This is a genomic window from Salinispora vitiensis, from assembly GCF_000378825.1.
Taxonomy (GTDB): Bacteria; Actinomycetota; Actinomycetes; order Mycobacteriales; family Micromonosporaceae; genus Micromonospora; species Micromonospora vitiensis.
Genome location: NZ_KB900388.1, coordinates 614672 through 628779 on the forward strand (window position 1 = coordinate 614672; position 14108 = coordinate 628779).

Consider the following 14108-nt stretch of genomic DNA (forward strand, 5'->3'; position numbering starts at 1 on the left):
GCGGGAAGCGGGCGTGGAAGGTCAGCGGTCAGCGTCCTCGACCGCGGCGGCGAGACCGGCGACGGTGGGCTGTTCGAGCAGGTCGAAGTAGGTGAGCCGGACGCCGTGCGCGCGCTGGATCGCGTGCAGGGCGCGTGCCGCGAGCAACGAGTGGCCGCCCAGTTCGAAGAAGTCGTCATCGGCGCCGACCGGGTCGACCTTCAGCAGCTCGGACCAGATCCCGGCGATACTGGACTCCAGCTCTCCCCGCGGGCCCCGGAAGGTGGCGGTGCAGTTGCGGCCGGCCACGGCGGGTCCGTGCAGCGCGGACCGGTCAACCTTCCCGGTCGGCCCCAGCGGCAGCTCGTCCAGGGCAGTGACCGTGTGCGGGATCTGGTAGGCCGGCAGCGTCTCGCGGAGCCGGTCCTGCACGTGCGCGGCGAGGGCCGTTCCGGCCGGTGCGTCCGGGGCGGTAACCACGAAGGCCTGCAGCCGCTTGGTGCCGTCGTCGTCGGCCTGCGCGACGACCGCCGCCTTGCTCACCTCCGGCAGCCGGGTCAGGGCGGCCTCGACCGCGCCCGGTTCCACCCGGAACCCCTGGATCTTGACCTGCTGGTCGGCGCGGCCGAGGAACGTGAGGATGCCGTCCGGCTCCCAACGGGCCAAGTCGCCGGTGCGGTACATGCGGACCGGGGTCGCATCCGGTCCGGGCAGGTTCAGGAACTTCTCGGCGGTCGCCTCCGGGCGGCCCAGGTAGCCGCTCGCCAGGCCGTCGCCGAAGGCGTACAACTCGCCGTCCTCGCCCACCGGGACCGGCTGGTGCCCGGCGTCCAGCAGCGCCACGCCGGTCCCGCTGACCGGCCGCCCGATCGGGACGGGCCCGTCGACGGCGGCCGGGCCGTGCACCGTCCAGCAGGTGGTGAAGGTGGTGTTCTCGGTCGGACCGTAGCCATTGGTGAAGGTGAGGTGCGGGTGCGCCGCGAGCAGACGACCGACGAAGTCGGGCGACAGGACGTCCCCACCGGCGAGCAGGTGCCGCAGGCCGCCGAGGGCGTCGAGACGGGAGTTGACCATGTGGTGGAAGAAGCCGGCCGTCAGCCAGAGCACGCTGACCTGCTCGTCCGTCAGGACCTCGGCGAGAGCGTCGGGGCTGGTGCGGCCGGCTGGGTGGATCGCCAGCCGGCCCCCGAGGGTCAGCGGGGTCCAGATTTCCAGCGTGGACGCGTCGAAGGCGACCGGCGCGAGTTGCAGGAACACGTCGTCCGCGGTGAACGACGCCCAGTCCGGCTGCTGCACCAACCGGGCGACCGCACGGTGCGGGACGCACACGCCCTTCGGCTCGCCGGTCGACCCCGAGGTGTAGCTGACGTACGCCAGGTCTTCCGGGGTGACCGGGGTGGCAGGCACCGGGTCGGTGACCGGTTCGGCGAGGAGCCGGTCCAGGTCGGCTACGGGTGCACCGCATGCGCCGGCGGCGCCGGACAGGGACGGGTCGGCCAGCAGCAGCACCGGGTCCGCGTCCGCGACGAGGGCGGCGAGGGCAGCCGGCGGGGCGTCGTGGTCGAGGACGAGGTACGCGCCGCCCGCCTTGAGGATGGCCAGGAGCGCGACGATCAGCCGCGGGGACCGTCTGGCCAGCACCGCGACCACCCGATCCGGTCCGGCTCCGCGCTTGACCAGGTGTGCGGCGAGCGCGGTCGCGACGGCGTCCAGTTCGGCGTACGTCAGCCGGTCTACGCCGCTGGACACCGCCACCGCGTCCGGGGTGCGGCGGGCCGCCTCCGCGACGAGGTCGTGGATGCACCGGGCGGGCGCCGGTGGGTCGGGGTGCCCGCTCCACGAGCGGATCGGTTCGGGCCAGGGGCTCGGGTCCGCGCTGCGTGGACCAGCCGGCGACGTGACGGTCATACTGCTCTCCGATCGTTGTCGGGCGGGCCGGTGTCGAGCCAGCCGGTCAGTTCCTTGGGGGATCGGTGCCAGGGGTCGAACGCCTCGATGCGCCAGGTCGCCCCGGCGGCGGCCAGCAGGCCGGTCCGGTCGGCGGCCTGCCCGGTCCCGGGCCGGCTGCGGTCCAGGGCGACCACCTCGTACGGGTGGTCCGGGGACTGCTCGGGTGCCAGTTCGGCCAGGCGGGTCAGAATGGCCGTCAGCTCCACCGGTTCCGGGCCGCGCAGGTGCCCGCGGTCGTCGCGGACCATGGGGGCGACCCCGTCGAACCGAGCGGCGCGGCGCAGCGCTCCGGTCCGCGCGGCGGGCCAGGTGGCGGCACTCCAGATCGTGACGGCCGGGTGGCCGTGCCGGTCGGTGCCGCGGGGCGTCGGCAGGAAGGTGGCCCGGTCGACCCGGTAGTGCTCGCCGGTGTGGCTGAACTCGGTCCCGCGCCACAGGCCGGACAGCACGCGCAGCGCCTCGTCGAGTTTCGCGGCCCGGGTCCGCAGCCCGGTGGGTTCGCCGAACGCCCCGAAGTCGAGGTCCGGTTCGGCGCCCAGTCCGGCTCCGAGCACCAGCCGCCCGGCGGACAGGTGGTCGAGTGTCGTCGCCTCCCGGGCCACCTTCCACGGCCGACGCCGGGCCAGGGGGGTCATCAACGGGCCGCTGCGCAGCCGGGTGGTGCGGGCGAGGATCGCGGTGACGACGGTCCACGCATCGGCCATCGGGAGGCGCAGTTCGCGGGCGAACATCAGGTGGTCCCAGAGGAACAGTCCGTCCCAGCCGGACTCCTCCGCCCGGACCGCGACCTCGACCAGCCGCGCCGGGTCGGCGTAGTAGCCGGCGTTCGGGAGCAGGAGCCCGTGCCGGACGCCCGGAGCGCTCACCGCGGTACCCGTTCGCCGGATCCGGCGGGGCGGGGGATCCGCCGGACGGCAGCGTTGGCCGAGCGGACGGCGCCCTCGAGGTGGCCGAAGAAGTTTGGCGAATGCTCTGCACCCACCCGGTGCAGGGGACCGCCCGGGTCGCCGGGGGATCGGGCGTCGAGCCAGGCGCCGGGGTGTGGCACCGCCGCGTAGCAGCCCTGAACCCACGGCTGCCGCTGCCAGTCCTGCGCGGTGACGTGCACGGGCGCCAGGGCCAGGGGTCCGAACCAGTCCGCCAGCCGGGCCGTGAGGTCTGCCCAGGTGATCCGGCCGGCGCGGTAGGCCCGGGCTTCGGCCCCGGTCAGGAATCCGACCAGGACACCGAGGCCGTTGCGCCCGCTGGAGTCGTCGACCAGGAAGCGCAGCGGTGCCCGGTCCGCGGTGACCCAGCCGCTGAGCCCGCTGTCGCGCCAGAAGGGCGTCCGGTAGACCAGGTGGATCTTCACCACCGAGCCGCCGGCGGATGCCGGCACCGGCGAGGCGGCCGCGCCCGGGATCGCCACTTCGAGGGCTCGTTCCTGTGCTGGGCCGATCGCCAGGATGACCCGTTCGCAGTCGGCGACGAAGCCGTCGGCCTCCACCCGGATCCCGCCGGTGGTGCCGCAGATACGGCGGACCGGGTGACCGGTCCGCACCGGGCGGTCCAGCCGGGCGGCGAGCCGTTCGCTGAGTCCGGCGGCTCCACCTGCCAGGCGGAACTCCTGGGCGCCGCCGGTGAAGGCGGTGAGGAAGTCGAGACCGCCGCCGGATTTGACGTAGAAGAGGAAGTGGAGCAGGGACACCTCGTCCGGCTCGGAGGCCAGCATCTCCCGGACGATCTGCTCGATCAGCAACGTGGTCGCGGAGGGCATCCGTTCGGTGCTCAGCCACCCGCGGACGGTGGTCCGGTCCTGCTGCGTCGCGTCCGGTGACGAACCGGGCGAGTGGAGGTCGACCGCCTCGGCCAGCTCTTCGATGCGGTCCAGGGCGAGACCGAGGGCCAGAGCGTTGAAGGGCGCGTCGGCGTCGTCGTCCCGGTACCGGCGACCGGACAGGTCGAACAGCGCGGCGCCGGGGGCGACAGTACGCTGGAGCGGCACGCCCAGCCGGTCGGCCAGCTGCCGGACCTCGGTGTGCCGGTTCCCGAGGTACGCACCGCCGCAGTCCAGTTCGAGTCCGAGCGGCGCCGTTTCGGTGCGGGTGCGTCCGCCCAGCCGGTCGGATGCCTCCAGCACCTCGACGTCGTGCCCGTCCGCGGCGAGAGCCTCCGCGGCGCACAGACCGGACAGACCCGCCCCGACGACGACGACGCCGGTCCGGATTCGCGTACCGGTCACCTTACTGTCCATAGCGGACGAAGTCGGCGGTCGTTGCGGTACGCGTCGGCCAATGCCCGTACGAAGGTGTGGAGCTCCTCCTCGTGTGAGGCGAGCGGGCCGGCGACGTACCGCGGATCGGAGACACCGCGCTGGGTGGACGAACAGGCGTCCCAGTCCTGCTGATTAGTGGTCTTCCAGAAATCGATCGCGTAATCCGGCGTTAACCCGGTGCTGGTCAGCAGTTCTTCCGGAAAGAACCATTCGCAAATCACCCGGGTGCGATCCGGGGCCACCGGGTCGAGGCGATGGGTGACCACGTAATCATGCATCGCGGTGATGAAAAGACCGGGTAGCACCGCGTAGTAGCAGACCTGTCGTGCCCGGTTCTCGTCGAGCTCAGGAAAGGTCCACTCCGGGCCCTTTCCGTCGAGGGACATGCTCGCCGCTGAGTTCTTGAGATCAAGGGAACCGCCGAGCCACATCCCGGTGCTGGCGAATCCCTCGCCGTTAACGGTTCGTTGGACCTTGCTGAGTTCGGGATGCGTGCTGGGGCAGTGGTAGCACTCCAGGTAGTTCTCGACGAGGAGTTTCCAGTTGGCGTGGACGTCGTAGACCTCGGTGCCGACCTGTGTGAGGGTGCCGAGATGATAGGGCGCGAGAATATCGGTGAGATTGCCGAGGGATTCGCCGAAGTCGTCCGCGTCCCCGGAGTGGTTGACGAACAGCCATCCGTTCCATTCGGCGGATCGGACCGGGAGTAGGCCCATGCCCTGCGGGTACCGCCCGGCGGCGTCCTCGAACCGCGGCGCCCGGCGCAGCTCGCCGTCCAGCCCGTAGACCCAGGCGTGGTAGGCGCACCAGACCTGGGCGCGCCGGACGGTGCAGGTGGGGGTGACCAGCTCGTGCCCACGGTGGCGGCAGGCGTTGACGAAGACGTTCACCCCGTCGCCGGTGCCGGCGATCAGGATGTTGCGCCCGGCCGACATGACGGCGGCCTGGGTGCCCTTTTCGGCGAACTCGGCGACCCGGCCGACCGGCAGCCAACCCTGCCCGAAGAATCGCTCCAGCTCCCAGCCGAACAGGTCTTTCGACGTGTAGGCGAGACCAGGTAAAGCGCGTGCATCTTGGATATCGGCGATCATTTGATCGATTGTTCCGGATCTGGCTAAATTGGATGGTGCCCCACTTTTGGGCAGCATCGAGCGCATATATATTTCACCTATGTCGGGACGGGTCGACAGTCAAGGAATGGCGCAGCACTGAGCGCGCCGGGTCGGCCGGTCGCGCTCAGCTACACGAAATTTTGAGCACCGAATCGGTGATTGCGTGAGAAGTCACTACTCGGGGTATGGGGTAGATCTGCCAAGTTCGTAAAGTTCGGCCCGCCGCCAGCACATTGTGGTTCCCTCCCCTGGTGCGTGGCCATGAAGTTGGGATGATTATTTACCATTGTGAGTCTGCCTAGAAGGGCATGTAATACTCGTCATAATTCGTTGTGGAGCCTTGACCGCAGGGCTCCGGCAAGGTAAAGAATATGGCGAGTGGGGGCGGACGCTCCGGATCGCGGCGATATAGCGGCGGGCGTTACCCTCGGTGATCATCCAGGTGCCGATGGCTCCTCGCGGGCCGGTAACGGGGGCCGGCGACGGGTGTGCAGCATGATCAACCCCTGGGTGGAACCGGGTCACCGGTGCCTGCAACAAGATCCCTGATCGATCGCCGGCACCATCGATGCCGCTTAACTGCCGATTCCGCGGCCTGGCTCACGACGATCTCGTTGTTGTCGTCTGCGCACAACAGCCAGGGCGCTCGTCAGTCATCGTGGACGGTGAGTTGCTCGATCACCCGCATCGTGAGCTCGGACTGGTTGATCCCGGCGGTTTCGAGCGCTCGCGGCACGGTGCCCTTCTCTGCCTGCAGAATGCCGAGCAGCAAGTGCAGCGGTCGCGACTCACCCCGACGCTTACCCAAGCCCCGCTCAAGGGCCAGTTTGGCCGAGGCGCCGAGCTTGGTGGGGCGGGCGTGGCCCGCCCCGGGACGAGTCGTCATGTCGGAGGTAGCGAGCGACACCCCGGCCACGCCAAGGCTCTGCTCGAATTCCCGCTGCAGAGCGGTACGAATGCCCTCGTAGTCGAGACCAGCCGCGCTCAACGCCTGCTGCGTGTTCGCCTCGGGTTCTGTGGCTATTGCCAGGAGGAGGTGCTGAGCCTCGATGGTTGTGGCACCTTCCCTCTGGGCCTCGATCCCGGCCTGGTCGACGACGGCCTGCACGTACCTGCGAATTGTTGTGGACATGGTCAACGCCTCCTCAGCGCGACGCCGGCAGCAACGAGCCGCTTGGCATGCTTCTTGTGCACCGCCTGCCGTGTCACACCGAGCGCCTCCGCAACCTGCGGCCAACTCCAGCCGGATCGCATGGCCCGCTCCACGGCAGAATCTTCCAGCTGGTCAGCCAGGCGCCGTAATGCCGTGACGGCGGCGAGTGCGGCGCCGGGATCCTCTGAGTGCTGGACTTCAACCGACATGCAAGCAACCTTAGTTGACAAGCGATGAAATAGTCAACCGAAGTTGCTCGGACCAGGCCGGTTCCGGTACGACGATCCGGTCAGGCGTTCCACTGGCGTCAGGCTAGGTGAGCATTGACCTTGCGGTCCGTATCCGTAACTGGCGGGATCAGGGCGACTTGCTCTGCGCGAGCGGCTGGTATTTTCGCCGGCCACCAGTTGCGGTGACCCAGCAGCGTCATCAGTGCCGGCAGGACGACGCCGCGGATGACGAACGCGTCGAGAAGTACGGCCAGTGCCAGGCCCAAGCCGAGCTGTTTGAACTCGATCAGGCTCAGCGTAGCGAAGATCGCGAACACGGAGACCATGACGACCGCGGCGCTGGTCACGATCCCCGCCGAGCGGCTGATCCCCTCGGAGACCGCTCTTCGGATGTCCACGCCGGTCTGTGCGACCTCTTTGATCGAGCTGACCACGAAGACGTGGTAGTCCATCGACAGTCCGAAGAGCACGACGAACAGGAACAGGGGAATCCAGCTGACGATTGCCCCGTTCGACTGGAAGCCGAGGAGACCCTCGGCCCACTCGTTCTGGAACACCAGCACGAGGAGCCCGAACGCGGCGCCGGTGGACAGCAGGTTGACCACGAGTGCGACGAGGCCGACGACCAGCGAGCGGAACGAGACGATCATGACGATGAGGGTGAGTAGCAGCACCGTCCCCACCACCCATGGGAGTTTCTGCGCCACGTTGGCTGAGTAGTCGATGCTGTTCGGTACCTCACCGCCGATGGCGCTGCGCGCGCCAGGCACCTGGCCGATGGTGGCTGGGAGCAGGTCGTCGCGCAGCAGGTGCACCGAGCTTTCCGCTTCGTCGGAGTTCGCCGGGTACGGCGTCGCGAGGTTGATCACGTGAACGGTGTTGTCCGAGGATGTCCGCAGCTGTGGCTCCTGCTGGGCTGCGAACAGGTCGGAGCCTTGCGCCCGCTCGGTGAGCCGGCTCAGCGCCGTCGCCACCTCGGTTGCGCGGCTCGCGTCGGCGGTGACGACGACCTCGTGGCTGGTGCCCTTGGCCGGAAATGCGTCGGTGAGCCGATCGTAGGAGTCCAGTGCCGCGATCGACCGTGGGTAGTCGTCGATGTCGGCGGACTTGAGCTGCAGACCCAGCGCCGGGTAGGCCATGGCCAGCAGTGCGGTCACGGCCAGCACCAGCGTGACGGCCGGGTATCGCAGCACCGGACGCAACAGGGCCGGCCACCATCGCGGGTTGTTGTTCCGGCCGTTGAGACGCCACAGGATCGGCACGCGGGGCCGGTCGATCCACGGGCCGAGCTTGGCGAGCAGGGCCGGCAGTACGGTCAGCGAACCCGCGACCGCGACCGCCACCACTAGGATCGAGCCGGTGGCCAGCGAGCTGAAGATGAGGTCGTTGGACAGATACAGCGCGGCCATGGCGACGATCACCGCGAGGCCCGAAACGACGACCGAGTGCCCGGACGTGGCTGCGGCGATTTCGATCGCATCGACCCTGTCCCTGCCACGGGCCTGTTCCTGCCGGGCCCGTTTGAGATAGAACAGCGAGTAGTCGACCCCGACGGCCATCCCCATCAGCAGAATCATGTTGGGTACCTGGCCCGGGTCCGGCAGCAACGTGGAGCACAGCGCCCACAGGCCCATCGCGGCGCCGACCGAGGTGAGCGCGAGTAGCACCGGTACGCCGGCGGCGATGATCGCGCCGAACGCCACCATCATGATGATCAGCGTGACTGGGATGCTGAGTAGCTCCGCTTTGACGAAGTCCGCACCGAGTTGCGCGTTGATGCCGGCCTGGATCGAGGCCGGGCCACTCTGGTCGAAGCGCAGCCCCGGGAACTCGGCGCGGGTGGCGTCTACCACGTCGAGTAGCGGCTGGACCCGCTGGTCGGCGGTTCGCGGGTCACCGGCCACGGTGACCGGCACGAGCACGGACCTTCCGTCTGGCGCCGGGACCGCCTCGCCGACTGACGACACCTCCGTCAGTGCGCCCATCCGGTCCCGCACCGCTACGGCGGCCTGGGCCGCCGTAGCCCGATCCGCTGCGTGTGGCTCCGCACTGATCAGGATGTTCTCCACGACGGCCGCAACCATCGACTTGTCGTCGAGGGTCTGTGCAGCACGTCCTGACTCACCCTGGCCGAGTTCGGTCTGGCTGGCCATGGTGAAGCCGGCGGACATCGCCCCGAGGCAGACGATCACGAAGAGGGCCCACGCGGCGATGGCCGTCCAGGGATGGGTAGCGCTCCACCGGGCGAGTCGCACGGTTACGGGTCGTTTCGTCAAGACCTCGACCTTCCTGGCAGGTGACGGGATGCAACGGATTCGACAACGCGGTGTGCCGGACAGGTCAGATTCTGGTGCGCCGCAGGGACAGACCGCGGTGGTGCCATGTCCTCGACCTCGGGGTGGACTCAAGTCCACTTCCCGTGCCTTCGGGCATCCGGATAATCAGCGCCATGGCAACTCATCTGGCGCATTCGGCCGGCATCCGTTGGCGCCTGCTCGGCTGGGCGTTCGTTCTCGTCGCGCTGGCGCTCGTCGAGGTTCTGGTGTTGACCTGGGCGATGACCACGCTGACGCTCGCTGTTCTCTGGGTTACCGTGCCGCTGTTCACCGGTGCGGTCCTGGCCGCTCGGGCGATGGCGGACAGCCGACGCCGGTTCGCCGCCCGGGAGTTGGGCATTTCCGTCGAACGGCGGTACCGTCCCCTGCCTGCGGCCAACCGGTGGGCTCGGTTTCGCACCGTTTTGCGCGATCCGGCCAGCTGGCGGGACTTGCGTTGGCTGTTCGTCGATGCGACCGCCGGGCTGGTGCTGCTGACAGTGCCGGTGGCGACCTTCGGCGCCGGTCTGCTCGGCGTGACGCTGCCGCTGCTGTGGGGCATGCTGCCGGCCGGCGCCCATCTGGATTTCCCGTTTGGAGCAACGGTCCAGGACGTCCGCGGTGCGATCACGATCGGCGTACCGTGGGGTCTGCTCTACCTGGGATCGTGCTGGCTGCTCACTCCAGTGGTCATGCGCTGGTACGGCCGGCTGACCGCCGCCATGCTGCAACCCGACGAACGGTGGCTGCTCGCCGAGCGCGTGGAGCAGTTGGCCACCACCCGCACTCAGGCCGTTGACGCGCAGGCCGACGAGTTGCGGCGCATCGAACGCGACCTGCACGACGGAGCCCAGGCACACCTGGTCGCGTTGGGCATGAGCCTGGGCATGGTGGAGAGCCTGATCGGCGACGACCCAACCGTACGGCCGTTGCTGACCGAGGCTCGGGCGCACAACGCACAGGCGATCACCGAACTCCGCTCGCTCATCAAGGGCATCCGCCCACCCGTGCTCAGTGACCGGGGTTTGGTCGGCGCGGTGGAGTCCCTGGCCATGCGGATGCCGCTGCAGGTCGACGTCGAACTCGATCTGCCGGAGCGGCTGAGCGAGCCGATCGAGTCCGCCGTCTACTTCACGATCTCCGAGGCACTGGCCAACACGGTCAAGCACAGTGCCGCGAGCCGGGCCTGGGTGCGTGGGCGATGGGAACTCGGCCGGCTGCACCTGGAGGTCGGCGATGACGGCCGGGGAGGAGCGGTGCTCGCACCGGGCGGCGGCCTGGAGGGCGTCAGGCGGCGGCTGGCGGCGTTTGACGGCTCGCTGACCGTCCGGGAGCGAGCCAGCGGCGGCACCAGTCTGATCGTTGAGTTGCCGATCGCGGGGGCTCAGCTGCCGAGGTAGGCGAGTACGGCGAGCACCCGCCGGTTGTCACTGTCGGACAGGTGTAGCCCGAGCTTGATGAAGATGCCGCTGATGTGCTTGGCCACCGCCTTCTGGGAGACGTACAGCTGAGCGGCGATGGCACTATTGGACCGCCCCTCGGCCATCAGCGCGAGAACCTCCCGCTCCCGCGGGCTCAGCGAATCGAGAGACCGGTGCCGAGACCGCCCGGTGAGCAGCTCGGCGATCACCTCCGGGTCCATCGCGGTTCCCCCGGAAGCCACCCGCCGTACCGCCTCGACGAACTGCGCGACATCGAAGACCCGATCCTTGAGTAGGTAGCCGACCGCGCCCGCACCGTCGGAGAGCAGTTCCCGCGCGTACAGCGGCTCGACGTACTGCGAGAGCACGAGCACCGGCAGCCGCGGCACCACGCCCCGAGCCTCGATGGCTGCCCGCAACCCGTCGTCGGTGTGGTTCGGCGGCATCCGGACGTCAACGACGGCGACGTCAGGGCGCTGCTCGATCAACGCGGCCTTCAGATCCGGTCCATTGTCCGCACAGGCGACCACGTCGAAGCCGGAGGCCTCCAGCAACCGAATCAACCCGTCGCGCAGCAACGCAAGATCCTCTCCCAGGACCAGCCGCACATCCACACCCGTTCTCGAGGAGCTATCCGCTCGCATCGTCGCACAACCGACCATGGGGCCGAGTCCGGAAGGAGCCGACCGGAACATTCCGAAACACAACGCCCGACGGAGTGTGCCACGACAACCGTAGTCTTCGATGTGAAGCGGCTACCGGTGCTGCGCCGGCGGAATAGCATAACTGCGATGCACGTCGACGCCTTCTAAGGGAGGGAACGTGAGTACATCGGGGGATACCACGGCATCCGGGTACCAGGTCATGGTCGTCGTCCATCGGGCCATGGTGCGCGACGTCCAGCAGATCAGCGACGCGGCCCGCGCGCTCGCCGACCGGCCTGATCCGGTGCAGGCGAAGGCCCTGTGTCGTTACGGTGACCGGGTCTTCCAACTCATCGCGCACCACCACGAGGTCGAGGACGAGGTGTTCTGGCCGATGCTGCGGTCGCGTGGTGCTCCGGTGGAGGCGATCGAGCTGATGACGACCGAGCACGACGAGTTGGCGGGCCTGCTGGAGCGGGCACGGGAGCTACTCGCCGACGCCCAGCGGGGTGAGGACGCCTTCGCGGCACTGGCCGAGGTGGGGCTCGCCCTGGGTCAGGCGCTGTTGACGCACACCGCAGACGAGGAGCGGGAGCTTGCTGGACGGCTCAAGCCCGTGCTCGGTGATCGGGAGTGGAAGACGCTCGACCGGGCGATGGTGCGATCCGCGCCGAAGTGGAGCCTCGGGTTCATGCCGCCCTGGATGGCGTCTGCTGCCCGCCCCGAGGAGCGCAAGGCGCTGCCGGCCGCGCCGATCGCCTTGCTGATGCGGGGCAGCTTGAGAAGACAACGGCGACTGGCCTTCGGGGCGCGGGCCTGAGTCGCCGGGCTGGCGAGTCCCCCCGAGCGGAATTTCACGGACCGGTGATGCGGCCGCGCTTCGTCAGGGCTCACATCTTGGTTGATCCGGGTGTTACGGTCACCGCCTTGGAAGATCAAAAGTGAGTTGCGAACAGATCGTCGTGAGGAAGGGTGTGCATGACCGAGGACTTCTATTGCGACGAAGCGCTCAGCGGCCGAACCAAGGTGACCGTGGTGGCAGAGACCGAGGAGGTCCTTGCCTTCGAGCACACCAGGCCCTTTTGGCCGGTACACATCGTCGTGGTGCCGAAGCGGCACGTGCCGTCCCTGGTCGACCTGGGCGATGCCAGCGTGGATCTCCTGCAGTGTGTTCTCGAGGTAGTTCGTCAGGTTGCCGGCCGGGTGGAGCGAGAGCAGGGCGCTTGCCGGGTGCTAACCAATCTGGGCCGGTACCAGGACTCCAAACACCTGCACTTCCACGTCTGTAGTGGACCGCCGCTCCGGCCCGACCTGGCATAGGGCTGCGAGCGGTCCGGGTCTGCCCGCAAGCTGATCAGTGGTGGTTGTTCGCCGTCGTGGTGCCGACGGCCGTCGGGGGATCAGGTCGAGTGGCGCAGGTAGCCGTTCCGCCCGAACAACACGCCACGGTCCAGGAACAGGTTGAAGAATCGGCACGACGGTTCACCCAGGTGCATGCAGGCCGCGCAGGCCCCACTGCCGATCCCGCACCCCGGATCCAGTGGACAACGGTGCTCTGCGGTAACGAACGCGGTCAACAGGTCGTCGAGGTTCGACTCGAAGACCGCCTGGATGCCGCCGAGTACGAAGTCGCTCCGGGCGGCCGGGTACAGGAAGAAGCCGAGATGGTGGGGCACGAGATACTCGCTGAGCGCGTCACGTTCGATGCCGGAGAAGACGGCGGTCTGCCGGATGAGTCGGTGGGCGTAGGTGTGAATCAGCTTCAGCACGTCGGCCCCGGTCGACTCGACCCGCGGATCGTCGCGTTTAGCGGGAATCGCGGCTGACTCCAGGATGGCGACCCGGGCCAGGACCGGGTCGGTGTACTCCGGCGTCCATCCCGCTAACCGGTGACCGCGACCGGCCAGCCACGTCGCCACCCGGATCGGGTCGAGCCGGATCAGGAACGCCTCGGTCTCGGCGAGGTTGCCGTAGAGCCGGTAGCCGCCCCGCCTGCGCCGGAACGGCACCAGCCGGCACTTCGACGGATCGTCCTTCCCCCGCGTGTAGCCGTACATGGCGTTGAGGATCGGGAACCGGTCGACTAGGTCGAGCCCGTCGATGCCGGCCTGCCGCAGGGCTGGTGGGTACTTCTCCCGATAGCGCTGCTCGAGTGGGTCGCCGGGGTCCGGCAGGCGCAATGCCGTCGTCGGTGTCCGACTTTCGGCCAGAGCCATCGCGATGTCGACGGCCTCCCGTTCGGCCACCGCACGTTGGGCCGGGGAAAGCCGGTCGACCGGGTGATCACCGGCCTCGGCCGAGCGGCCAGCCGGCTCGGCGGGCGTGACCACCTGCAAACCCTCGACCACCCAGATCAGCGCCTTACGCGGACCTCCGGTGAGGTTGAGGTTCTCCCGATGCTCGGGCCGACCTGGGTTGATCAGCACCACGCCCCGGGGCACATAGACCATGCGGGCCTTGTGCACGGTCCAGCGCACGGTGCCGGTACCGCACCCGCACTTTTGGTGGAAACCCAGCCCCTGCATCGTCGGGGTGGCGCAGACCGGGCAGACGAAGCGAATGTCCGCGGCCTTGGCGCTCCTGGGCACGACCACCCGTACGTCGTCGTGCTGCGGGCATCGCCGGATCCGGGGCTCGGTGATTGCTCCGCACTCGTGCACGCCGACGAAGTGGAGCTGACCCCAGTTCCGGTTGCCGCACCTGCAGCGCTCCTCCGCGGACCTGCCGATGCGCTTGCAGCACCGGCACAGCCAGGTTCGCGGGTATCTCTCGACCGTCACGCCACGGCGTTCATCCAGCTCTACGACCTCCACCGGTACCTGGCGCAGCAACTCCCCGGCCATACCGCCGTCTGTGTCGTTGGCGGTCCACGCGCCGATCTCGGTCAACAGACTCCACCGTACGACGTCGGAGTCGATCTCGATCGGGTTCGGGGCCGACCACTCGCGCACCCGGTAGATGTCGCCGCGCAGGTCAACCGTCTGCTCCGGCAGGAAGGTACGCAGGATCTGGCTGCCGCTACGGGAACCCAGTTTCGCCATGTCGCCCGC

12 protein-coding genes are annotated in these 14108 nt (G+C 68.7%); 3 read left to right on the forward strand and 9 right to left on the reverse strand.

Annotated elements, in window-relative coordinates; genetic code table 11:
* Positions 1–21: 21 nt before the first annotated feature.
* From SALPAC2_RS0102870 to SALPAC2_RS0102895, 7 genes are all read right to left on the reverse strand, one after another.
* Complete coding sequence (locus SALPAC2_RS0102870) at positions 22–1887, reverse strand: non-ribosomal peptide synthetase (RefSeq protein ID WP_018215126.1); 1866 nt, start codon at positions 1885–1887, stop codon at positions 22–24.
* On the reverse strand, positions 1884–2795 hold the full coding sequence (locus SALPAC2_RS0102875; protein WP_018215127.1) for an LLM class flavin-dependent oxidoreductase: 912 nt from the start codon (positions 2793–2795) through the stop codon (positions 1884–1886). Before SALPAC2_RS0102875 ends, SALPAC2_RS0102870 begins: the two co-directional genes overlap by 4 nt.
* A complete protein-coding gene (locus SALPAC2_RS0102880) occupies positions 2792–4150 on the reverse strand; it encodes a flavin monoamine oxidase family protein (protein WP_018215128.1) in 1359 nt (452 codons plus the stop codon). The genes SALPAC2_RS0102875 and SALPAC2_RS0102880 overlap by 4 nt, the downstream gene beginning before the upstream one ends.
* Positions 4147–5274, reverse strand: a complete 1128-nt coding sequence (locus SALPAC2_RS0102885; protein ID WP_018215129.1) for an aromatic ring-hydroxylating oxygenase subunit alpha — start codon at positions 5272–5274, stop codon at positions 4147–4149. The genes SALPAC2_RS0102880 and SALPAC2_RS0102885 overlap by 4 nt, the downstream gene beginning before the upstream one ends.
* A 670-nt stretch (positions 5275–5944) precedes the next feature.
* A complete protein-coding gene (locus tag SALPAC2_RS0102890) occupies positions 5945–6427 on the reverse strand; it encodes a Clp protease N-terminal domain-containing protein (protein WP_018215130.1) in 483 nt (160 codons plus the stop codon).
* A 2-nt stretch (positions 6428–6429) separates the two neighbouring features.
* On the reverse strand, positions 6430–6657 hold the full coding sequence (locus SALPAC2_RS24345; RefSeq protein WP_027657336.1) for a hypothetical protein: 228 nt from the start codon (positions 6655–6657) through the stop codon (positions 6430–6432).
* 98 nt (positions 6658–6755) lie between these two features.
* Positions 6756–8954, reverse strand: a complete 2199-nt coding sequence (locus tag SALPAC2_RS0102895) for an MMPL family transporter (RefSeq protein WP_223874135.1) — start codon at positions 8952–8954, stop codon at positions 6756–6758.
* Between the two features lie 173 nt (positions 8955–9127).
* Between SALPAC2_RS0102895 and SALPAC2_RS0102900 the strand changes: the two genes are divergently transcribed.
* Positions 9128–10393, forward strand: coding sequence for a sensor histidine kinase (locus SALPAC2_RS0102900; RefSeq protein ID WP_018215132.1), 1266 nt, complete (start codon positions 9128–9130; stop codon positions 10391–10393).
* Here SALPAC2_RS0102900 and SALPAC2_RS0102905 read toward each other — a convergent pair.
* Positions 10378–11022 carry a response regulator transcription factor gene (locus SALPAC2_RS0102905; RefSeq protein ID WP_026184350.1) on the reverse strand — a complete coding sequence of 215 codons (645 nt, stop codon included), beginning with the start codon at positions 11020–11022 and terminating at the stop codon, positions 10378–10380. The genes SALPAC2_RS0102900 and SALPAC2_RS0102905 overlap by 16 nt on opposite strands.
* Positions 11023–11236: 214 nt before the next feature.
* On the opposite strand from SALPAC2_RS0102905, the gene SALPAC2_RS0102910 reads away from it, so the two are divergent.
* Together SALPAC2_RS0102910 and SALPAC2_RS0102915 are read left to right on the forward strand one after the other, a co-directional pair.
* Positions 11237–11878 carry a hemerythrin domain-containing protein gene (locus SALPAC2_RS0102910; protein WP_223874136.1) on the forward strand — a complete coding sequence of 214 codons (642 nt, stop codon included), beginning with the start codon at positions 11237–11239 and terminating at the stop codon, positions 11876–11878.
* A 158-nt stretch (positions 11879–12036) separates the two neighbouring features.
* Positions 12037–12378, forward strand: coding sequence for an HIT domain-containing protein (locus tag SALPAC2_RS0102915; protein WP_018215135.1), 342 nt, complete (start codon positions 12037–12039; stop codon positions 12376–12378).
* A gap of 80 nt (positions 12379–12458) precedes the next feature.
* Here SALPAC2_RS0102915 and SALPAC2_RS0102920 read toward each other — a convergent pair whose 3' ends face one another.
* The gene (locus SALPAC2_RS0102920; RefSeq protein ID WP_018215136.1) at positions 12459–14099 is read right to left on the reverse strand and encodes a hypothetical protein; all 1641 of its coding nucleotides are present in this window, start codon (positions 14097–14099) and stop codon (positions 12459–12461) included.
* Between the last annotated feature and the right edge of the window lie 9 nt (positions 14100–14108).

Bases quoted from the DNA above. Each gene is read 5' to 3' on its own strand.
- SALPAC2_RS0102870 (WP_018215126.1), bottom strand. From the start codon at position 1,887: ATGACCGTCACGTCGCCGGCTGGTCCACGCAGCGCGGACCCGAGCCCC.
- SALPAC2_RS0102885 (WP_018215129.1), bottom strand. From the start codon at position 5,274: ATGATCGCCGATATCCAAGATGCACGCGCTTTACCTGGTCTCGCCTAC.
- SALPAC2_RS0102890 (WP_018215130.1), bottom strand. From the start codon at position 6,427: ATGTCCACAACAATTCGCAGGTACGTGCAGGCCGTCGTCGACCAGGCC.
- SALPAC2_RS24345 (WP_027657336.1), bottom strand. From the start codon at position 6,657: ATGTCGGTTGAAGTCCAGCACTCAGAGGATCCCGGCGCCGCACTCGCC.
- SALPAC2_RS0102900 (WP_018215132.1), top strand. From the start codon at position 9,128: ATGGCAACTCATCTGGCGCATTCGGCCGGCATCCGTTGGCGCCTGCTC.
- SALPAC2_RS0102915 (WP_018215135.1), top strand. From the start codon at position 12,037: ATGACCGAGGACTTCTATTGCGACGAAGCGCTCAGCGGCCGAACCAAG.
- SALPAC2_RS0102920 (WP_018215136.1), bottom strand. From the start codon at position 14,099: ATGGCGAAACTGGGTTCCCGTAGCGGCAGCCAGATCCTGCGTACCTTC.